We start from the raw sequence: 20,830 nt of genomic DNA, 5'->3' as shown, positions 1-20,830 counted from the left end.
AGTCATGTTGGACAGATAAAATGATATCCATCAGCGATGCTATGGAGGTTATAACTATGGAAATTTTACGAATCGAACATCTGTCTAAACAATACGGGAAAGACGAATCTGCGGTAAAAGCGCTTGATGATATTTCTTTTTCAGTACGAAAAGGGGAATTCGTCGCCATCATCGGCCCGTCCGGTTCGGGGAAATCGACACTTTTGCATATGTTGGGGGGTGTGGATCGACCGACTAGTGGGAAAGTATTCGTAGAGGATACGGATATGTATACCTTGGACGAAACGCAGCTGGCCATCTTTCGGCGCAGACAAATCGGGCTGATTTATCAGTTCTTCAATCTCATTCCTGTCCTGACAGTGGAAGAGAATATGACGCTGCCGCTTCTACTGGATAAACAGAAGGTAGATCAAAAACAATTGGACGTGCTGGTTCAGACATTGGATCTGAAGCATCGGCTAAACCATCTGCCTAATCAGTTATCTGGCGGGCAGCAGCAAAGGGTTTCGATTGGCAGAGCACTCATTAGCAATCCTGCGATTATGCTTGCAGATGAGCCGACTGGGAATTTGGACAGCAAAAATAGCAGTGAGATCGTTGAGTTATTAAAGATGCTAAATAAGACCTATCAGCAGACGCTGATTGTGATTACACACGACGAACAAATCGCCCTGCAGGCCGATAGGATCATTTCCATTGAAGACGGAAGAATTGCCAAGGACGAGGTGATCCGTCCATGAACATCGTCAATCGACTCACGATCAGACATCTGAAGCAAAATAAGAGGCGTACGCTGGTCACGATCATCGGTGTCATCATTTCGGTTGCCATGGTGACGGCTGTGGCCACGCTCGGCTTTTCTTTTTTGGATCTTATGCAAAGGCAGACCATCGCAGAGGGTGGAGAATGGCATGTCCTTTATAAAGATGTGAGCAAGGAACAACTCGCAGCTATTCAAAACGACGATGCAACCAAAGTCGTCACGATCACCAAAGATCTGGGCTATGCCAGATTAGTAGGAGCAGACAACTCGACCAAGCCCTATTTGTTTATTCAGGCATACAACGAGCAAGGTTTCACGCAATTTCCCATTCAGTTGAGCAAGGGGCGGCTGCCCAAAACGGACAAGGAAATCGTGATTTCGGAAGCCATAGTGAAAAATGCAAAGGTAAAATATGAAATCGGTGATCATTTAACACTCCCAGTTGGTGAACGCTTCGAAAAGGGCAGCGATAAACCACTGGATCAATCTGAGCTATTGCGTCGTGAAGATGGAAAATTGAATGAATCCTTACAGCAAATCACAAACAGAGAACTTTCAGTGGTAGGTTTCATCAAACGTCCCGTCATGGAACCGGCGTGGGCCCCTGGGTATACGATCATAAGTTATATCGATGATACCAACATGAAGGCAACCGATCGAGTTAATGCAGCCGTCGCCCTGAAAACTATTGATCGATCTTTGTTTGACCATGCAGATCAATTGGCGAAAATGAACGACATCGACTCTGTCGAATATAATCACGATTTGCTTCACTATTATGGCTTGTCAAAAAGCAAAGCCTCTAGCAGCACGATTATTTCCTTGGCGCTCATTATTATGGCAGTCATCATGATCGGCTCGATTTCGTTAATCTACAATGCGTTTGCGATATCTGTCTCGGAACGTTCCCGTCATCTAGGGATGCTTGCAAGCGTCGGTGCTACAAAGCGGCAGAAGCGGAACTCGGTGTTCTTTGAAGGTGTCATTATCGGATTAATTAGCATCCCCATCGGGATCCTATGCGGCCTTGCTGGGATAGGGATAACTTTCTTGTTCATTAATTCCATCATCCAAGGGGCACTGGGGACTACGGAAAAATTGACACTTATCATCACGCCAATGTCGCTCCTGATTGCCTGTGTTGTGTCGATGTTGACGATTTTCATTTCGACATTTGTCCCGGCAATAAAAGCTTCCAAAATCTCCGCGATTGACGCAATGCGCCAAACTGCCGATGTGAAACTTACACCGAAAGCCGTGAAAACGTCGAAGCTCATGCGCAAGTTCATCGGCATCGAAGCCGAGATTGGATTAAAAAATATTAAACGAAACAAGCGAAGATACCATGCCACCGTATTTTCACTCGTTATCAGTATCGTTTTGTTTTTAACTGTGTCCTTTTTTACCGCCAATCTAAAGCAATCTCTAGCACTCTCACAGGAAGGTGTTAATTACGACATTCAAATCTGGTACAGCAATTGGAAACCATTAGACGATTCGACAGTTCAATCGATTGCATCCCTGGACGATGTGAGCGAATACAATGTGATTGAATGGAACATGGTGAATGCCTGGTTTGATGAAGCAGCAATTGCTGATGAGCTGCGGAAGGCAGTTAAGCAGGATAGAAGTGCACTGAAGGAAGGGAAATACCTTTATGGCATAAAGATTAATGCAATGAACGATTCGAGCTTGCAAGCCTATGCCAAAGCGGTCGGCGCAAATTACGAACAGCTGACGAATCCAGATCATCCCGCCGCGATCGTTGTGGATACGATTCACTATAAAGACGAGACGTCCGGTAAATTTGTAAACACGAAAGCCATTCATGCAAAAAATGGTCAAAGCCTCAATTTGAGCTATATAAACGAAGAGACAAATAAAGAAACGCAATTAAATAAGGTAACCATCGCTGCGATGACGGATCAATTGCCTATGGGAATGCGTTCAGCAGAATTAGGGACCTTAGATATTATCGTATCCAAACGTGTCATGGAGCGACTCATGGACGAAAAGAGTATGTCATTCGTTCAATCTCAATTATTTTTAAAAAGCAAAAATCCTATGAAAACACAGCAGGAGATCGAAGAATTCAGAGCGTCTAACCTGTTCTTTTTAAATGAATACCAGTCCAGAGTAATGGAAGAACAAAGGATTTTGATCATGTCTGTCTTTTCGTATGGCTTTATTGTGTTAATTTCAGCTGTCTCAATCGCGAATATCTTCAATACGATCTCGACGAGCATAACGCTTCGCAAGCGGGAATTTGCGATGCTGAAATCGGTTGGCATGACGCCTAAAGGCTTTGCGAAGATGATGAATTACGAAAGCATTTTTTATGGGTTGAAGTCGCTGCTGTTCGGGCTTCCCATTAGCTTCGTAGTGATGTATCTGATCTACAGGGCATTGGCTAAAAAATTCAGCTATGGGTTTGTGTTTCCATGGATGAGCATTCTTTCTGTCATTGCTGCCGTTTTTGTTATTGTTAGTGCGGCTATGTTATATTCCAGCGCGAAAGTAAAAAAGGAAAACATTATTGATGCACTTAAGCAGGAGAGTATATAAATTGCAGGCTCACAAACTTGTGCAACCAGCCGTCGACCACAAATCGACGGCTGGCTATGATGTTATTCAGGAAGTTTCCTCAGAAACTGCTCGATCTCATCCATATACCCCGGTATCGTAATTTGTCTGGGAGCAAAAAGACTAATGAGGATTGCCCGCAAATTCGAATTCGCTGTTTGCTTGGCAAGCATGGAGTGATCAGCGTCAGGGAAGACAGCTACACGCAGCAGTTCAGGTTTTACAACATTTCGATAAACCCGCTCTGTATCCTTCACATCGACATTTATATCTTCTTCACCTAGCATCAATAGTACAGGCGAGTTGAAGTTGCGAAGATCATCTGTAGCATCTGACAATAAATTTTTACCGGCGAATATCCATCTGTCTCTCGACATCAAGCTATTTTCACGTGCGATTTTGACATACTCTTCATAGGAGGCATGTTTCTCTAATAATTGTCGCACTTGTTGGTTATAAGCCAGTTTATCTTGAATTTCTGCTTCCGATTTTCCTTCAGCCAGCATTTCACTGCGTGTATTGTATTGACCTTGACTAATCCAGTTGATCGCCGGAGATAGAAGTAGGCTAAAAGCAAGCGTCTCCTGTTTGGCAAGCCTCGGAATGACCCAGCCCGCTTGACTCGCTCCCCACACCCCAATTTGCTTCTCATCAATCATTGGCTGCTCTTTTGCCCAAGCAATAGCCTGACGGGCTTCTTCCACACGGTCTTGTATGTTTTGATGCTCCCAATTGCCTTCCGAACCGTTAATGCCTCTTTTGTTAAGAGACAAAGAAGCATACCCAAGAGAAGCTAGCCGCTCCCATAGCGGCTTATAGCCATCATCATGAGAGGCGTCAATGGGGCCGTCACCATGAATAAACAATACTAATCCCAGCTTACTCGTGTAGTTTTTTGGAAGTACTAAGGTGCCGGTCAGTTTGCCTTGAGGCGTTTGGATTTCAACCGCTTGCTCAACCATGTTAAAGCTGTTTTGCATCATAATATAAAGTCCTGCACCGCCAACCAGCAGGAAGATGATTAATATAGAAATGGTAACTTTATGTTTCATATGATGGCTCCTTCGTTTTTGCTGATTACTTTAGTTTAAATACCATTTAATTCCATTTTAATTCATTTAACACAAGATGCTGCACGAAGCAGTTCTCATCCAAATCCTTGGCACGTAGGTTAAGCCCTACGACATCAAGGCAAGCACATCTGAGTGTGGCTTGGTTTGCACTATGTGCTGCGTCTACTGTCAAAATAGCTTTTTAACTTTATGGAAGCTTTTGTTTTAAAAGAGATTTGAGCTTTGAATACCTCAACGATACACTTTAGGCCAGACCTAAGGTCAAGTAGTATTTGTCTTAATGATTAATTTTAATTTTATAGAGAGGACATAGAAATGAACACGCTTGGATATGAGGTTAGGGGGATGTGCGGTATTAAAGGGAGGTGATACTTCTGCAAGAGTGGCGACAATCGAACGAATTTAATTCATGCATAAGGTATGAGTATATTCAAAAAATCGAAAGGCATCTATCGTTCAGGAATGATGCTTGCCTTTTTCATTCGCCAGAACTGTGGTATAAGGGGGAGCAAAAGGAGAATAAGGAAGCGATCGCAATATCGCTTCCTTATTGAATATGCACTTGAGATCTGAATTCAATCCTACGTAGATATTATTTAACGTAACTACATGACTATTGCCGTTTCAAGCTAATTGCGACCCGAGCTGACTCACTTTCGCCAGCCACTTCGCTCGCGCTTTATCTGATGATCCTCTGATCGGCCCCAACTCAGTAACCCGTACAGGCGATACTCCGCAAAATTTCAGTATGTTGCGTTTCATCACATTGTATTCTGCGTTTTTATATGCTAGCTTATTGTACCAGAGCGGAGTATCAGCAGTGACGATCAAACGCGATGACTTACCGGCTAAAAGCTTGTCCACTGCATAAGAATTTTCTCGGTATTTGTAAGCAAAGCCAGGGAGAAAAATCCGATCGATAAATCCTTTAAGGATAGCCGGCATTACCCCCCACCATGTAGGATAAATAAATACGAGGTGATCCGCCCAGCGGATAAGGTCTTGCGCTTCTAGCAGATCTTTCTCTAATTCCGTTCTTTTTCGATATCCAAACTTTAAGTTCGGATCAAATTGGATCTTGCTCAACTCTATAGAGCGAACCTGAGCTTTACTGGCCACAGCCCCCTTCATATAGGCATCGGACAAGGCTGCGCAAAAGCTTTGTGGGTCGGGGTGTCCATTAATAACGAGAATTTTTGATTTCATAACCAGTTTCCTCCTGTTGTAACGAATTCATTTACGGTTTGCGATATAATATAATGCATGACTTCAATTAGAATAGTACGAATCGAAAGATAAATGTATCATCAAAAGCGCAATAAACTTGCTTATTTACGCAAAGGGAGAGTGGATATTGAAGAACCCGGGAGTTCCCATTACAGCGGTATATCCGATTATGAAGTCTATTGTTCATAAAGGATTTGATATAGAGGAATATTTTAGGTATTCTTCATTTGACTGCAATTTATTGCAGGATACGGAGGCTCGTATTTCTGAAGAGGAATTGGAGCGATTGATGATTGCTGCCGCAAATTACACGCAGGACAATCATTTTGGCTTGCACCAAGGACAAATCATAGAGCTTGCCGATATGGGCATTCTCGGTTATGTGATCCTTCACTCGAAAACCGTAGTTGATGCACTGAGTGCTTATCAGAGATACAATGTGATTCTATGCAGCGTTTTCACTTTGAAATGGGAAATGGAGGGCGATGATGTCCTTATCTTTTTTTCTTTACAGCTTCCCGGTCACATTTCGCGTCATGTCGTAGAAGAGATGGCGAGTTCGCTGTATCATTTGATCAACAAGCTTAGTAACCAACACATCCTGTTGCATGAAATTCGGTTTGTACATGAGGCGTCGGCAGATTTACGACCCTATATGGAGGTATTCGGCAAAGAACCATGTTTTGGCGGGAAAGATAATGTTCTGCGCATGAGTAAGGACGTGCTGAATTATCCGATTCTGTACTCTGACTCAAAACTGCTGGGTGTTTTTGAGAAAATGGCGCGAGAAACCAAAGATGAGCTGACCCAGTCAAGTCTGTTTTCAGATCGGGTAGTTCTGTGGATGAAAGAAAGTGTTCCTTCCTTTTTTCCGACCTTGCAGCAAGCAGCGGAATATTTCACAATAAGCATTAGAACACTCCAAAATAAACTAAAGGCTGAGCAAACATCCTATAATGAGTTATCTGTACAGGTACGCAAGGAACTGGCCATGAGTTATTTGCAAAAAAGAGAGTATTCCATTGGCGATATCGCCTATTTGCTGCATTTTTCGGAGCCAAGTGCATTTCAAAGCGCTTTTAAGAAGTGGACGGGTTTAACACCAGGACAATATCGTAACCAAATACGTGTACTAGATAAAAAGAGTATAACTTGACACCTAATCGAATTCGGAGATATTATAGATACAATAAGTCTTTAAATGAGGTGTAACCGTGAAATTTACTAAAGCAACCAATTACGCTTTGCACACCATGCTTGCGCTTAATGAGGCTTCTCAGGTTAAGCCGATAGGTGTTCAGCAGTTAGCAGAATTACAAGGTGTTTCACCAACCTATTTATCCAAAATTTTAACAAGGCTTGTGAAAGCAGGGATGATCGAGTCCGTATCTGGGGTCAACGGAGGTTACCGCTTATCTCGCAAGAAAGACGATATTACGTTTTTGGATATAATCCATGCGATCGAGGGCAACGCATCTTTATTTGAATGTGACTTTGTCCACGGCGACGAATGCACGATTCAAGCTGTAATGAAGGAAGCGGAAGAGAAGATGGAAAGCCATCTTAAAAATACAAAGTTAACAGATCTGATTCAAAAGTAAGCGAAAGTTTAAGCTTACGTTATTTTATGCGGAAAGGAGGTATAGTCGGTTGCACACTGCTGCGTAGTACAAGATTTTTTTAATTCAATTAAAGATATAATAAGTCTGTAATATCTATATAAGGGGGTTGTGTATATGATTTACGATTGCGCCATTATTGGTGGTGGACCAGCCGGGTTGAATGCAGCCCTCATCCTTGGAAGAGCAAGGAGAAAGGTGGCTATTATGGACAACAATCAACCCAGAAATGCTGTTACACATGCGTCTCACGGCTTTATTACGAGGGACGGCGTAACGCCAGCCGAGTTTCGCAGAATTGCGCTTGAGGAGGTAAAGTGTTATCCGTTAGTGGATCATCTGCAATCCGAAGTTGTGTCCGTTGACACTACCCCATTCGGGTTTGAGTTAGTTGATTCTGTTGGCCACCGTCTGCAAGCACGAAAGCTAATCTTGGCTACAGGTGTAAAGGAGATATATCCAGAGATTGAAGGCTTTTATCCGCTTTACGGGAAGAGCTTGTTCAATTGTCCCTATTGCGACGGATGGGAACTCCAAGATCAAGCGCTTGTTGTTGTTTCTGAATTTTCAAACCTGTTTCATATGGCCAAATTGCTGCTCAATTGGAGCAAGGATTTGGTTGTCTGTACGAACGGAAAGGCTTCTCTGACGGATAAGCACAAACAGCAGCTTCAATCAAAAGGGATTGTGGTCATGGAGCAAGCGATTGCAGCTTTCATCGGCCAGAATGGGCGGCTTGAACATGTTTGCTTTGCAGACGGCACTCAAATTCCAAGAGCTGGTGGCTTTGTGACTCCTACCTTTGTGCAAAGCGCCCCGTTTGCAGAACGATTGGGCTGTGAAATGTTAGCCGCGGGTGGGATAAAAACGGACGGAAAGGGGAGGTCCGCAATACCTGGATTATATATCGCTGGAGATACTTCTTACGTAGCTCCCTCCCAAGTGGTTTTTGCTGCAGCAGACGGCAGCCAAACGGCTATGAGTGTGAATTTGGATTTGACGGAAGAGTATTTTACTAGTAGTTTACCCCATGTCTAATTGCGGATATAAAATGCCTTTAATATCTCATAAAAATTGAATTAAACATATACGTCCTACGCGCTTTCGATTTCAAACGTGTTAATTAAAGGAGGTGATGAGATCCAGAGAAGTTCGTTAGCTGTTATTTTACATGTGTAAATAATATTGAAATGGAGGGAGATACACATGACGATTTGTCACTCTACGGATTCAACCTTTAAAAGTGATTTGCAAAATGATGGTTTTACATTGGTTAATTTTTGGGCGCCTTGGTGTGGGCCCTGCCGCGCTTTTGCACCTATACTCGAGGGTTTCGATCAGGAGTATCGCAAATCAGTGAGGGTATTGAAAGTCAATGTAGATGAACACCCGGATATTTCTTCTCATTATGGGGTTATGAGTCTGCCAACTACGATTCTTTTTAAAGATGGCGAGCCGATCGATAAAATGATTGGGGCTGTTCCCATTGATAAATTAAAACAGTTCATAATAAATAAAATGAATTAAACAACGCAGAACACCAAACGAAAGCCGCCCGCACAATCGGCGGCTTGTATCAACAGGTGGATAAACTTGTCACAGATCAGGAGAAATCAATAGCACCTTTATAGTACACTATAAGGAGTCCGTAATAGAAGCTGCTGTTATCGTTATATCTTTTCAAAATACTTATAAATGGTGGGTGATACTATGATGATTGAGCACAATAATCTCGAAGAATATCTAGACCCGATAAATTATGATCTAGAATTTGGTGGTGAGATTAACAAATATCATTTTTATATTGAGCTTGCTAAATCGAACCCAGGAGAAGTTCTAGAGCTTGCATGTGGAACAGGATTAACAACAATACCTTTATCACAGTCTGGTATAAATATTACGGGTGTTGATATTTCTCCAACAATGCTTGAATATGCACGGATTAAAGCAAAAGGACTGCCTGCCATTTTTCTTGATGGGGATGCTCGGACATTTAAATCGGAGAAGCGTTTTTCCATGATTTATTTAACAGGAAATGCATTTCAAGCATTTCTGAGCGATGAAGACCAAACTTGCTTGCTCAAAACCGTTTATACGCATTTAAAACCTAATGGGATATTTGTCTTTGAAACACGTAACCCGCTGGGAACTGACTTATCAAGCCAAGAAGAATCAACTTGGGGGCAATTTATAGATAAGGATGGACATCATGTGAAGGTATCTGGAACGCAATCCTATGATGACACGAATCATATTATGCACTGGGTCACCTTCCGTGATTGGGGACATAAGAAATCTACTTCCCGAATTGCCTGTCGGTTTACCGATAATGATACCCTTAAGTCTATGTTGACAAGCAACGGATTCTGTATCGAAAGCCAATATTCGGACTGGGATAAAACTCCGTTTTCTACTTTTTCTTCATCTATCATTACTGTCTGTAGGAAGGTATCACATAAATAGATTTATCGTCGTAGAAACGAATTATGAATTACTACTTCCTTTTGATGTGGTTATAAGCGTTTATAACTGAATTGTTTACCTTAATAGCCGATCCTTCGAATAGGATCGGCTATTAAGGTAGCATGCGGTCTTTAGTCTTTTTGGTAATTTACACCTGTCGCTTCCAGACCTTTCAAGTGTATTATGAAAAGATAGGATTAGCTCAGTTATCAACTTACATCGATGGGGCAGTTGTCGAGTTATATCTATAATCAAAGGCATGGCGCGAAAGCATGTGATCGTGCCAATACGGGCATAAGCACTGCTTGCCTATTAACTTACATAAGGAGAATGTTCTTAATGGCCTGGTTGAACAAAGAAATAGCAGAGCGTTGGCGGATTGAAGGAAAACGGTACGCCTCCGAAATTAATAAATACGTACAGATCGGCATGGAACAGGGTTGGTCGGAAAATTTAGAGACTCCGAAAGAAGATCAACGCAGCAGCTTCGCAACCAAGATCGTCGAGATGATTCGTGCGGCTAATCGTGCCGGAGAAACAAAGATATTACGTGAGGAAATACCGCCTTCATCCTGGCCGATTACGTCGAAGTTTGAGGATCAATTGCAGCCAGTAAAACCTGTAGCTTTTTTGAAGGACGGGAGTTTGCTGGTGCATGTTGGAGGTTTAGGTCTACGTAGCACCGTGTACATGGTGAACGGAGAAAACCTCGATATAGTTCCCGGAGTGAGCCACGCCGGAGGCTCACGGGACGGCGCTTACGTTGCGCTTGTTAATGAGCAGGGAATTCAGGTAGTCAGCAACATGACTGCCGACTCAGAAGGAGAGGAAGTTACCGCTTACTCTTGGCAGGATGTACAGCGCAAGCTTAAAGAATCAATATCAGACTTTAAATCCTTGGCCGATGAGGAGCACCCCGAGAGCGTGATAGAGGAAGTCATTCCTTTTAACGAGGGAAGAAGTTTGCTGCTCGTAAGCAGATATGGAATTTATTTGCTGGGTGTCGGTGGAGAAGCTGAGCTGCTTCATCCTGCACTCTCAGAGTTGAAAGAGTTCGAAATCGAGGACACGATCATAGATATGGTTCATGGTGACGTATCCCCTGACGGGCGGTGGTTGGCGTACGGATCGCAGAGCAGGGAGCATTTGCTGAAGGATATGCGAAGCGGTGAAGTGTTTGCATTTGAACCGACATCCAGCTATCCGCATTTTGCCCGCTTTTCCAAGGATAATGGAGAGGTGTGGTACAACGCTTGCCATTTTTATAATGGGTCGACATTTAAGGTACCACTCAAGAAGGTCGAAGAGGGATTTCCTGATGGCATTGCTGAAGAATGGCCCGAAATGAATGAGGAGATGCGGGTTTATGCTGCTGCTGCTTTAAAAGAGGGACACATTCTAGGTGATGCCTACGGCTATCTTAAATTGATCGATGGGGAAGGACATGAAATCTGGCGTTATTTTGTGGGCAGTACGATCTTTGGGATGACGGTAAGCGCTGACGAAAAGATACTGGCGGTCGGGACGTACGGAGGCATGCTCCATCTCCTGAGGCTGGATAGCGGTGAGAAGAGCGAGTACAGTATCGGAACAGCACCAATTCTGGAAACAGACCGCTGGCTGCTGTGGAAAAATCAGGAGCCGCTGCGTTGGTAGGCTAGCTTGCATGACATTTAAAAAAATATACATTGATAATACGAAAAGCAAGCTTCGTATTCATGTTATATCGGCGATTTAATGTGTTCATTCCATTTTCCGCCGATTCTTTTACATAGATCAGGACGGAAATATACTATCTGCCATCGGATAAAGACGAAATAAGGAGTGCCACGATGAAAAAACGTGCCGGAGGACAAGCGCCCTTAAAGGTAATTTGTATGGCAAAGGAACCGATCGAACAGCTTGCCTACACCACCGCCTCATCGGGGAGCCAAGGCGTATCTTACGACTATTTGCCGATATACCTAGGAGAAATACTAGGACTTCCAGCCGAGTTAGATGCCTTGATCGTGACTTCTGATCTTCAGGGCATAGCAGGTCATGGAACCCGCGAGGAACATTCCTCCAAGCTAGTTGGTGAGGAATTGCCTGAAATAGTGGCATTGCTATTGGAAAGTATCCTGCCTCAATATGATCCTGAACGAGTCGGTGTGCTGCTGTGCGGCGACTTATATGGCGATCCGCTTAAAAGAGGAGCGAGCGGAGATCCGCTTCCAGTATGGAAGGCCTTCCATCAGCATTTCGGTACCGTGCTTGGCGTGGCAGGCAATCACGATTTATTTACGGCGGAGGGAGCAGGCTGGCTGAAGGCTGCTTCAGGCGTGAATTTATTTGCCGAGCCTAAAATAGCCACATATTGTGGCATGACCGTTGCCGGACTGGGTGGCGTTATCGGAAGAGCAGACAAGCCGAACCGTATGCCAGAAGAGAAGTACTTGGACACGTTACAAAAGCTGCTTCACCGTGGTCCTCAGGTACTCATGCTTCATCAGGGACCCGACTTTCCTAGTCAAGGACTTCCCGGCCACGCAGGTATGCGGCGGATGGTGGAAGCTTTTCCTCCAATGCTAATCTGCTGCGGACACGTACATTGGGATCAGGCGATTGCAGAGTTAGACAACGGCACTCAGGTGATCAATGCAGATGGGCGTGTGCTCGTATTCACCGCTGCAGAAATGGATTAGGTAACTGTAAGGTTTGCAGTGGTTAAACATAGCTAGACTGATGAGCAGACAAAATCCATTCATATAATAGGAGGCGGAATAGGATGGATCCCAAAGCCAAGAAAGTTTTGATGAACGCTTTTTGGAGCGCCGGTGGCTGGAGAGCGGGAGGTTTCTTCTGCTCGGATGAGGACTTTGAATATGCGAAAGGCAAGGGCCTGATGTTCGACGCGGTGTCTCTGTCACACGATGAATGTATCCAGAAGTTAAAAGAGCTGCACGAGCAAAAAATCACTAAAGAAAAAGCGGTCCGCGCATTTCTACACAGTCTGTCCACGCGCAAGGTGTATTTGAGAAGCGCTATATCCAGTTTTGCATTGACGCATGATCTAGCGCCGCACACGTTCGCACAGCGCCCGGCAATACATATAAGCTACTGTGCTTGCGGTGATTGCAATGACAGGAAGCTCATGGCGAAAGAGCATTATGTTAACGAAGATTTGAACGTGCTTAACTTTGAACGAATCAAATGGGGGGCGTCCGTTTAAATTGGCTGATCTATTGCCTGATGGATCTGGAACTCCTCAGCAAAGAAGAGGAGCTTGAAGTCAAAGACGAGGATATGGCGATCCTGAACCAAATGATTCAAGCCATAGAGGACAGCACGGAAAAGGATGCAGCGAGGCAGTTGGAAAAGCGGTGGAAGGATATTTTTCCTTCCAATCAGCATGAACGAGACTGTGTGCTGGAAATATGGGGATATGCTGGTCTGCTGCAATCCCAGAATGATTACCGTAAAGAGCGCGGCAGGGGAACTGACTTTATGTCAATGGCTACCTGGAGAGGCGAGGATGGCTATTCTTCGGAGAAGCTTGAGTTCTATTTCGGAGAATATCTCTAGTTTTCTACGATGATGAGTTAAACATGTAGATGGCGCAGAAGAAATTTGGAAAGGACACGGCCAGCTATCCTGATAGCGTGGATTAATTGGGTTACAAAACTGCGCTTACTTGCGAAAAGGAGAATGTACATATGGATAAGCAGTCGTACGCAAGATATCTACTCCGTCTTATGGATGAGGAAGTAGATTCCGATGATGCAGTCATCGAAGATAATGAGCTATATGGATATTTTCAAATGTACATGCCTAGTGGAGAAGGTGTAGAAGCTACATTTGCGCCACTTGAAGATGGAGATGCCTATTTACAGCGGATTAAACGGATGTATGAACTGCTAGATCCAGAGGATTTCAACGGAGACACAGTGCCCGGCTATTTCAACAGCAAAACTGGAGATGTGCCTCAAGATGTGCTGATAAGATATGGTGAGCAGCTTATTAAAGGGCTGAAGGAGCTGCTTGATGAGTTTGAAGATTTGGATGGTGTGGCAGATGCTGCGGCATACCTGTCAGGAATAAAAGAAGTTCAGCTTCTACCGCATGGGAAAATAAACACGATCCGCCAAGCACATGATCCTCATGTGTACGAGGCGCTATTTGAAGTTGTGAGTGAGCACAAGGATTACGATGCACCGATTGAAATTCTGGATGAGGCCTATTACTCGATTGCCTGCGATTATTGGATCTCTTATTATTTGCAATGGCACCGTTACGGACTTAAGGGCGACCCATTCGACGCGTATTTCGAGCTGTATCGACTAGGGTATTTCGCAACCTTTTCAGAGCACAAGCTGTATATCGGATCGTGAACGGAAGTTGTATGTTGATGCGTGATAATATGTGACAAAAAAGAGTTGAAAGAGGCGAGGCTGCGTTGATAACACCGAATGAGATCTCAACTATGATTCGTGCTGACGGATTTTTTGAGCGTGTTTTCCAAAAAGAAGTGGATTGGGATGCAGAATTAGATGCTAGAGATTCTTCTGCATTCGATGAGGCATGGAACTCTAGCTACAAAACAGTACATGATTTAGATCCATCTGAGAATGAAATTATTAGGAATATTAGGGAGTTTACATTCAAGCAAACGTTTCGGCTCACGCAAAATCCCGAGCTGGCTGGTTATGTGTCTGATGACCTTGGCCTCATTGCCAAAGCTTTCGACAGCAATCATGATCATGAATTTATCAATAGCTTATGGGAGTCCTATCTTCAAGGGAGATTTCCGAAATTATGTAGTAAATGAACGTTCTATGTGACGGAGGTAACTTAGGCAATGATTGAACGGATTCCATGTAAAACGGAAGGCTGCGGCGCGACGATTCTGCCAACCACGGCGGCCAAAACAGGCGGGTTCTGTATGCCCTGCCATCAGGAGCAGGAACGGCAAAAACGGCAAGCGTATATTGAACAGCATCGGAGAACGGTGGATTTGTATGAAGATTTGACGGGCCGAGTGGACATTTTGAAGATCATGCATGAGCCGAGGCGGTATGACCCGCTGATTCAGTATGTTCCTTACCCGTTAAGTAAAGAGCAGGTATATGTATCAATAACGGCTGAAGAGGCAGGTCAAATGCTGAGGTATGCGGTGGAGCTATTGGATGCGGGCAATGAGGATGGAGCAGAGCAAATCCTATTATCGCTCGTATGTTACCGCAATGATGATATTTCAGGAGTTCTGCCCAAGCTAATAGAGCGTGATATGTATCATTCCTCGATCTTATTTAAGGATGTGCCGCCCGAGATCCGTAACCGGCTGCTGCAGCAGGTGAAATGGGACGATGATAACCGCAATCATCTCCTGCTCATATTAAGCTGGATTGGTGACGCTGAGGTTGTGAGACAGTTTGAGGAATGGCGGCTGAATCCGCCAAAGTGGGCGGAACAGTTATTCGTCAATCCTGACATGTATGCATTAGAGGGGGGATGGGAGCTTGCATCGAATGGGGAAAGACGCGAATTAATCAGTAATTTGTGTTATGCGATTCGGGCAACGGATGAACAACAGGATTGTACAGGAGAAACGCCTGATGCTCATTTCCTTAAAACGAGCAATTCGAATTGCCCATGGTGCGAGAGGAAGCTGACTGTTTTCATAGATGCTGACACCACTCATCCATCTTTGGCCTATCTCGGCCTGTCTATAGAACGCCTGCAAGTGGCATCATGCGAGCAATGCGGATGCTTCAACACCATTTACATGGAGCTCGATCATCAGGGTGTGCCGATTTGGAGCCAGTATAACGAGAAGCCCGATTATTTGCCTGGTTTGGATGATGAGGACAGCAGCGCTGCAGCAGCCTCAGCTAAGCTTAGCCTAGCATCCGAGCCGCAATCTCCGTACTTTGCTGCGAGTTGGGCATTGACTCAGCTGGATTCGCAAATCGGGGGGCATCCAAGTTGGGTACAGGATGCCGAATATCCGCTTTGCCCTTGCTGTGCCACAAGAATGCGGTTTATCGGTCAACTGGACTGGGCGGATTTCGACCAGTATGGTGAAGGCATTTTTTATATGTTTATTTGTACAGAGGATAGGTTGACGGCGACATTGTATCAGCAAAGCTGATTCATACATGCTCAATTCCCTGTCTTATAACAAGGGAGGATCTATTAGTGAATTGGAAGGAAGTCAGCAAGACGAAAGACCTCAATGTCGTTCGAACGGCTGCTGCCGAACTGGATGTGAATGAACGGGACGAGCGGGGCAGAACGCCGCTGATGCTGTTTCTGACGAATCGAATGCCTGTTCATGCAATCGAGGTATTGATTGAACAGGGGGCTGCGCTTGAGCTGGAGGACAAGCTTGGGGATACGGCATTGAAAAAAGCGATCAAGTTCAAGCAACCTGATGCGATAATGAAGCTAATCGAGGCAGGTGCCAAGCTCGACTCGCCGCGGGGCATCTTAGCCACCGCTTGGAATGCAGCTCGCGGCGACAACAGACTCGCTGATCTGCTGCTTGATACAAAGGGAGCGGTTCGTCTAACGTTGACGGCGCAAGAAGAGGAGACCGTTGATGAGATTTTATATGAGGAATCTCTGAGTATGATGAGTAAGAAGATTCGTCTCTTAGATTCTCCCGTACTGCTTCATGCTGTCGTGAATGGCTACAACTGGGACGATGGGTCGGAACCAATGTTGGCCGCCTTTCAGAATCCCGCTATCCTGGAGATCACTCTACTGGACATGTACGAGCTGCTGGAAGGGGATTACTGGCTGGAGAAGGATGAGTCGAAGCTCCAGAAATCAACAGAGGGGATGCGTTGGAAGGAACTTGCTGTAGGGTTGAAGGGGAGATTGGAGCAGACCTTAGCGAACTGAGGCCAGTTTTCATGTCGACATGTATGGTGGACAGCAGTGTAGAAGGTGAACATATATTTATGTTTTGAGCAGGAGGAGAAACCATTGAATCGAGCTGTTGAAGCATTTCTGAATGATGTATGGGAGGAAATTAATTCGATTTACGCAAAAGAAAGCAAAAGGCTCAACGAGTTTAAGGATAAAAGAAGTTTACAGGCTGGGGTCAAGGATTATCTTCGAATCGCATGGAGAAAAGGCAAGTTTACCTGGGCCGCGGGGAACATTCATATCGATGACTACAAGCCGTTATCCTGGAGTGACAATTCATATAAAGTCAAAGCAGGTGCATACATCACGGAGTTAACCGATGAACTTCTCATTGAGGAATTCTTTCCTGCTTTGTGCGATCGTGTAGAGCGACTGTTCCACTCTGAGGAGTTGGGAGCGCGTTTTTTTGATTATAAGTTTGAAGTTGTATTGGAGTTTGAATGGGAACAGTCGAAATTATCACTTAACGAACAGTTCATAAATGAGCCAAAGTTAAATCAACTGAAACAGACACTAGAGCAGTTTATTCAAACAAAGGTGTTATCTGATCCCCCTGTGCAACCCGCACAAGATGACTATTTCTTTTTTGCCAGCCATTTGATTAATCCTGATCTCATGAAGCAGGAAGTAAAAGAGATCGAACCATTGATCCGAAGACTGAATGACAAGCTGAAGGAGAACCAGAAACGCAAGCGGGATTGGAGCCACCGATATACTTATACCTTCAAACGTTGGTCAGAGGATCACTTTTTACCGCAGCATTTTAACCAAACCGGTTATTATAGTAACGAATGGGTGCTGAAGGAGGAAGCGATTCGTTCTTCCGCAGATGCTGAAGAATTGGAGTTCTTTATTTATGCAGCCCTACAGATTGGCTTAACCGAGCCAGATAATCGGCTGAAGTATCTGGAACTTGCGGCGCAATTGGGTTCCAAGCGAGCAGCAGATTATTTGAAAATAGGCAGCGGTAAATTTGCGAGCACCTATCGGGGAGAGAAAGTAGAGGCCCGCAACAATGACGTAACGAAGACGATCGACATCCGGATTCTCTCTGAAGAGGAAGCGGCTTACGGTGAAGCGCTCGATTATATCATCGATCTATTGCGGCAGGAATTTCCCAAAGAATACAACCTTAAGCTGAAAAGCAGCCAAAAGCATGTGCTTCCGTATAAAAAGCTGGCGAAGTCCAAGCTGCATCGTTTTTTTGCCAATGCACTCAGCTATCCGGCGTTGTTCCCCAAAGTTGCAGAATATGCGGATACGGCAATGGAGGAGTTCGCATGGTACGGTGATGTGGAGCCGAGCGAGAAATCGGCTATGCCGGGCACTTATGCCGTATTAGGTCTTGGCTTATTCAGCGAGGATTATTTCCCGCTGGTATCCCGTTATATGGGCATGGTGGATACGGAGCATCAAATGGTGCAGGACGGCTATCCACAGGCATTTATAGAGGCGCATGGCGTCAAGGCAGAGCATATGCCAGTGATCGTCTCCATGCTCCTGGGAGGCATTGATGAGGGGACAAAGGTAAAAAATCTGACTATCGACCGCCCTGAGCTTGCCGAGGCGCTTATCGAAGCATTGAAAGACAAAGAGAATTATCAATGTGAGATGGTTGTGTGCCGAGTCTTTGGAAGCGTGAAGAAGCTGGAGGGAGCGGTACGAAAAGCTAAAGCACCGCTAAAAGAAAGGCTGGAGCAATTGCTCGCGCTCTCACGCTGTTAACGCATTTGAAATAATTTAAGCGAAAAGATAAATAATTAGGATGGCCGCGACTTTTTGCTTATAGATGATGAAGTGTATAAATGATGTTATGAATAAACGAAGATATGCACATAATGGGGGAAATAAAATGGAAGAGACGGATATCTGCGACACATGGTTCAATTTTGCCATGGCCTTTGTGGATAAGAAGAATGAATCCGGCTGGGACGCTTTGACCTCGGAGGAACAAGAGATTGCTGCATTGTGGCTGCTGGAAGCTGACCTCTATAACGGCGGGTTTATTCAGTTTTTCTGCAATTGGGGACAAGCGGCATATCTCCATGCGATTCGAGCGTTACAAGCAATTGGAGCGGTGCATGCACTCGAAATCATTCAGTCCGGATATTCCTGTATCGACCGTTTGTCTGGAGACAAGCGCCTTGCACAGCTATGGGATATTCCGAAGTACCTTACTGAGGAAGAGATCGAACGGCTGGATAAGCTGGATGAGCAATATTGGGAAGACCAGGACCATATCGCGGAAATGGCACATCGATATTACGTGGAGACGTTAGGTATCCACACCCCGTAGAAGAGAAGATTGCGAATGCCGCTGCAAAGTGGCTTTTCCATTACTAAAAAAGAAGAGTCCGCGTTCATCGAACGTGGGCTCTTTTCGTTGCTTGACCAATACGTCTTTAATGCGTACTAAAAAATCCTTACTCATATAGCAAATCTTCTACTGAAATCGTCCCCTTGCATAGTTCAATAAAGGTACCCGCAATATGTACTGCGTCCTCGTAACCTAGATTTCCCGAGTGAGTCACGAGAATAGGATATTCGGTCTGCTCCTGATCACTGCGCATATCCCAAGCATAATGATGCCCGCACCCATCCATGGCAAAGGAGACCGCCCCCGGCATATATTGTGGAAATTCATAAGCCAGAAGCATGACTCTTAACTCATCGGCGCTAAAAAACTGAAAATGCCGCTCACCATTTGCGAATTCGCCGCCATTGGAATAACGAAGTAGATCAAGATATGTGGCAGGCAGACGCTTTCTTGGAATGGACCATTTTGACGGATCAAAAGGCTGGAATAAATGATGCATGGGATCAGACTTAGGAAAGGGATTGCGTTGTCTCCCCGAAATTTCTATTATTTCGTCCTTGGATAACGGTTTGTTCCAATTGTCCAGAACGTGTTCCAATTCTTGTTCTGTCACTCCGGGAAGCTCTTGATAACGCACTTCGAATACGGATTTCCAGTTCATTCCGTCATACCTCCTTTGAAATCTTGCTGAATGATTACGTATTCATATTAGATTCATCTCAATTTATTCTGTTATATAAACCAGCCTTAATCCTACCCCAACATGTCCTACTATATAGGGAGATATCGATAATTGTCCACTGTGGATCACCGCCCGTGTCAGAACAATTTGCTCCAATCTATCTACTGCATTAGACAAGATATTCATTTCGAAATATACAACATAAAAAAATTAACTAGGAATGAGAGATACTTTCGCATTACCCGTGTTGCATGTAGGAGGCGAAATACTGGAAAGCAATGCAAAAAAGAATAGTGTTGACATTATAAAACTACAGTTGTAGTATTAACTTATAACTACGTCTGTAGTTCAAATATTGCAGAACGATTAGGAGAGGAGTAGTAAAACATGAAAACAGCAACAAAAGTAGCAGTCGCAGCACTAAGCAGTATGTTATTACTAGGTTCGACGGTGAATTTGATGGCCGAAGCGAAACCGAACGAGAATGTCCCAAAAGCCGCTGTTAATAAATCAGCCAAGTCATCAAAAGCAATACCTGCGGAGGACAAAAAGTTTATCGAAAATGAGGTCAAGCGAGTAAAGGAACTGGTCAAAGCGTCGGGTGATACATATGTCTTGTATTATAAATACAAGGCGTTAAATAGCGGACTAGATATCAGCTATTGGGGGCTCACACACGAATACACATCTTACGAGGATTACTTGAAAAAAGCTTCTATTTTAAAGGGATCCATTTTGCAGCAGCCTTCAAACCTTCCAGAGGGATATACGTTTTCCAAAGCCATAATTGAAGGTCCAACAGGTGGAAAGTTCATTGAAGCGCTAAGAGCCGAGGGTCAAAAGAGTGGAAAACCTATCTTCACGAAAAAGTTGGATTGGAAAGAGGCAGCAACGATCAGTCTTAAGTACACAAACGGAACAGATACGCTGACCTTTTCAAAGTATACGGTAGATGCAAAGGGAAGTAAGAAAAAAGGATATTTTGACGATGACCTCCCGGCGAAAGTTTTTCCAAAATACGTTTATTGGCAGGATGGCGGCAAATTTGGCTACAGCATTTCAACTTCATCAGATATAACTAGGAAACAGAAAATTGAAATATTGAAAGCAGCAATAAAGAAATAATATTTCATTATTGGACATCCCTAAAAAGTGGCTTGTGAACTCACGTGCTGACCATCATTCCCGCAG

19 protein-coding genes and 1 pseudogene are annotated in these 20,830 nt (G+C 44.3%); 17 read left to right on the top strand and 3 right to left on the bottom strand.

All coding sequences use genetic code 11. The features are described 5' to 3' along the window. Positions 1 to 56: 56 nt before the first annotated feature. Both QP775_RS05695 and QP775_RS05690 read left to right on the top strand, forming a co-directional pair. The gene (locus QP775_RS05695) at positions 57 to 740 is read left to right on the top strand and encodes an ABC transporter ATP-binding protein (RefSeq protein WP_239327919.1); all 684 of its coding nucleotides are present in this window, start codon (positions 57 to 59) and stop codon (positions 738 to 740) included. After that, positions 737 to 3,328 carry an ABC transporter permease gene (locus tag QP775_RS05690; protein WP_285104352.1) on the top strand — a complete coding sequence of 864 codons (2,592 nt, stop codon included), beginning with the start codon at positions 737 to 739 and terminating at the stop codon, positions 3,326 to 3,328. Before QP775_RS05695 ends, QP775_RS05690 begins: the two co-directional genes overlap by 4 nt. A 62-nt stretch (positions 3,329 to 3,390) precedes the next feature. Here QP775_RS05690 and QP775_RS05685 read toward each other — a convergent pair whose 3' ends face one another. Both QP775_RS05685 and QP775_RS05680 read right to left on the bottom strand, forming a co-directional pair. Further along, positions 3,391 to 4,398: an alpha/beta hydrolase family protein gene (locus tag QP775_RS05685; RefSeq protein WP_285104350.1), complete on the bottom strand. Its 1,008-nt coding sequence runs from the start codon at positions 4,396 to 4,398 to the stop codon at positions 3,391 to 3,393. Positions 4,399 to 5,043: 645 nt separating this feature from the next. After that, positions 5,044 to 5,625, bottom strand: coding sequence for an NAD(P)H-dependent oxidoreductase (locus QP775_RS05680; protein WP_239327916.1), 582 nt, complete (start codon positions 5,623 to 5,625; stop codon positions 5,044 to 5,046). A 148-nt stretch (positions 5,626 to 5,773) separates the two neighbouring features. Between QP775_RS05680 and QP775_RS05675 the strand changes: the two genes are divergently transcribed. The 14 genes and pseudogenes from QP775_RS05675 (at position 5,774) to QP775_RS05610 (ending at position 18,936) form a co-directional block, all read left to right on the top strand. Further along, a complete protein-coding gene (locus QP775_RS05675) occupies positions 5,774 to 6,802 on the top strand; it encodes an AraC family transcriptional regulator (protein WP_285104347.1) in 1,029 nt (342 codons plus the stop codon). Between the two features lie 58 nt (positions 6,803 to 6,860). Then, complete coding sequence (locus QP775_RS05670; RefSeq protein WP_285104345.1) at positions 6,861 to 7,247, top strand: Rrf2 family transcriptional regulator; 387 nt, start codon at positions 6,861 to 6,863, stop codon at positions 7,245 to 7,247. 135 nt (positions 7,248 to 7,382) lie between these two features. After that, positions 7,383 to 8,303, top strand: coding sequence for an NAD(P)/FAD-dependent oxidoreductase (locus tag QP775_RS05665; RefSeq protein WP_285104343.1), 921 nt, complete (start codon positions 7,383 to 7,385; stop codon positions 8,301 to 8,303). A 168-nt stretch (positions 8,304 to 8,471) separates the two neighbouring features. Further along, the gene (gene trxA / locus QP775_RS05660) at positions 8,472 to 8,792 is read left to right on the top strand and encodes a thioredoxin (protein WP_239327912.1); all 321 of its coding nucleotides are present in this window, start codon (positions 8,472 to 8,474) and stop codon (positions 8,790 to 8,792) included. 183 nt (positions 8,793 to 8,975) lie between these two features. After that, a complete protein-coding gene (locus QP775_RS05655) occupies positions 8,976 to 9,728 on the top strand; it encodes a class I SAM-dependent methyltransferase (protein WP_285104340.1) in 753 nt (250 codons plus the stop codon). A 339-nt stretch (positions 9,729 to 10,067) separates the two neighbouring features. Continuing rightward, positions 10,068 to 11,384 (top strand): WD40 repeat domain-containing protein, encoded by a 1,317-nt coding sequence (locus QP775_RS05650; protein ID WP_285104338.1) that lies wholly within the window; start codon positions 10,068 to 10,070, stop codon positions 11,382 to 11,384. A gap of 176 nt (positions 11,385 to 11,560) precedes the next feature. Further along, complete coding sequence (locus QP775_RS05645; RefSeq protein ID WP_285104336.1) at positions 11,561 to 12,412, top strand: metallophosphoesterase family protein; 852 nt, start codon at positions 11,561 to 11,563, stop codon at positions 12,410 to 12,412. Between the two features lie 83 nt (positions 12,413 to 12,495). Then, positions 12,496 to 13,292: pseudogene (locus tag QP775_RS05640) on the top strand (hypothetical protein). 131 nt (positions 13,293 to 13,423) lie between these two features. Then, on the top strand, positions 13,424 to 14,098 hold the full coding sequence (locus QP775_RS05635; RefSeq protein ID WP_285104335.1) for a hypothetical protein: 675 nt from the start codon (positions 13,424 to 13,426) through the stop codon (positions 14,096 to 14,098). 92 nt (positions 14,099 to 14,190) lie between these two features. Further along, positions 14,191 to 14,535, top strand: coding sequence for a hypothetical protein (locus tag QP775_RS05630; RefSeq protein WP_285104333.1), 345 nt, complete (start codon positions 14,191 to 14,193; stop codon positions 14,533 to 14,535). Positions 14,536 to 14,565: 30 nt separating this feature from the next. After that, the gene (locus QP775_RS05625) at positions 14,566 to 15,858 is read left to right on the top strand and encodes a DUF1963 domain-containing protein (RefSeq protein WP_285104331.1); all 1,293 of its coding nucleotides are present in this window, start codon (positions 14,566 to 14,568) and stop codon (positions 15,856 to 15,858) included. A gap of 47 nt (positions 15,859 to 15,905) precedes the next feature. Beyond that, positions 15,906 to 16,613: a DUF4274 domain-containing protein gene (locus QP775_RS05620; protein WP_239327905.1), complete on the top strand. Its 708-nt coding sequence runs from the start codon at positions 15,906 to 15,908 to the stop codon at positions 16,611 to 16,613. A gap of 84 nt (positions 16,614 to 16,697) precedes the next feature. Continuing rightward, positions 16,698 to 18,365, top strand: a complete 1,668-nt coding sequence (locus tag QP775_RS05615) for a DUF6138 family protein (RefSeq protein ID WP_239327904.1) — start codon at positions 16,698 to 16,700, stop codon at positions 18,363 to 18,365. 127 nt (positions 18,366 to 18,492) lie between these two features. Further along, positions 18,493 to 18,936 carry a DMP19 family protein gene (locus QP775_RS05610; protein WP_285105725.1) on the top strand — a complete coding sequence of 148 codons (444 nt, stop codon included), beginning with the start codon at positions 18,493 to 18,495 and terminating at the stop codon, positions 18,934 to 18,936. A 127-nt stretch (positions 18,937 to 19,063) separates the two neighbouring features. Here QP775_RS05610 and QP775_RS05605 read toward each other — a convergent pair whose 3' ends face one another. Beyond that, positions 19,064 to 19,618, bottom strand: a complete 555-nt coding sequence (locus QP775_RS05605) for an SMI1/KNR4 family protein (RefSeq protein WP_285104328.1) — start codon at positions 19,616 to 19,618, stop codon at positions 19,064 to 19,066. A 408-nt stretch (positions 19,619 to 20,026) separates the two neighbouring features. Here QP775_RS05605 and QP775_RS05600 point away from each other — a divergent pair, with 408 nt between their 5' ends. Continuing rightward, complete coding sequence (locus QP775_RS05600) at positions 20,027 to 20,764, top strand: hypothetical protein (protein WP_285104326.1); 738 nt, start codon at positions 20,027 to 20,029, stop codon at positions 20,762 to 20,764. Positions 20,765 to 20,830 lie beyond the last annotated feature (66 nt).

It is taken from the genome of Paenibacillus sp. UMB4589-SE434 (genome assembly GCF_030226685.1).
In the GTDB taxonomy this organism is placed as follows: domain Bacteria; phylum Bacillota; class Bacilli; order Paenibacillales; family Paenibacillaceae; genus Paenibacillus_B.
This window is presented reverse-complemented; position numbering and strand designations above follow the sequence as displayed.

Excerpts from the sequence above, each read along its gene's own strand:
- QP775_RS05695 (WP_239327919.1), top strand. The coding sequence starts at position 57 with ATGGAAATTTTACGAATCGAACATCTGTCTAAACAATACGGGAAAGAC.
- QP775_RS05690 (WP_285104352.1), top strand. The coding sequence starts at position 737 with ATGAACATCGTCAATCGACTCACGATCAGACATCTGAAGCAAAATAAG.
- QP775_RS05685 (WP_285104350.1), bottom strand. The coding sequence starts at position 4,398 with ATGAAACATAAAGTTACCATTTCTATATTAATCATCTTCCTGCTGGTT.
- QP775_RS05680 (WP_239327916.1), bottom strand. The coding sequence starts at position 5,625 with ATGAAATCAAAAATTCTCGTTATTAATGGACACCCCGACCCACAAAGC.
- QP775_RS05665 (WP_285104343.1), top strand. The coding sequence starts at position 7,383 with ATGATTTACGATTGCGCCATTATTGGTGGTGGACCAGCCGGGTTGAAT.
- trxA (WP_239327912.1), top strand. The coding sequence starts at position 8,472 with ATGACGATTTGTCACTCTACGGATTCAACCTTTAAAAGTGATTTGCAA.
- QP775_RS05655 (WP_285104340.1), top strand. The coding sequence starts at position 8,976 with ATGATGATTGAGCACAATAATCTCGAAGAATATCTAGACCCGATAAAT.
- QP775_RS05650 (WP_285104338.1), top strand. The coding sequence starts at position 10,068 with ATGGCCTGGTTGAACAAAGAAATAGCAGAGCGTTGGCGGATTGAAGGA.
- QP775_RS05645 (WP_285104336.1), top strand. The coding sequence starts at position 11,561 with ATGAAAAAACGTGCCGGAGGACAAGCGCCCTTAAAGGTAATTTGTATG.
- QP775_RS05635 (WP_285104335.1), top strand. The coding sequence starts at position 13,424 with ATGGATAAGCAGTCGTACGCAAGATATCTACTCCGTCTTATGGATGAG.
- QP775_RS05630 (WP_285104333.1), top strand. The coding sequence starts at position 14,191 with ATGATTCGTGCTGACGGATTTTTTGAGCGTGTTTTCCAAAAAGAAGTG.
- QP775_RS05625 (WP_285104331.1), top strand. The coding sequence starts at position 14,566 with ATGATTGAACGGATTCCATGTAAAACGGAAGGCTGCGGCGCGACGATT.
- QP775_RS05610 (WP_285105725.1), top strand. The coding sequence starts at position 18,493 with ATGGAAGAGACGGATATCTGCGACACATGGTTCAATTTTGCCATGGCC.
- QP775_RS05605 (WP_285104328.1), bottom strand. The coding sequence starts at position 19,618 with ATGAACTGGAAATCCGTATTCGAAGTGCGTTATCAAGAGCTTCCCGGA.
- QP775_RS05600 (WP_285104326.1), top strand. The coding sequence starts at position 20,027 with ATGAAAACAGCAACAAAAGTAGCAGTCGCAGCACTAAGCAGTATGTTA.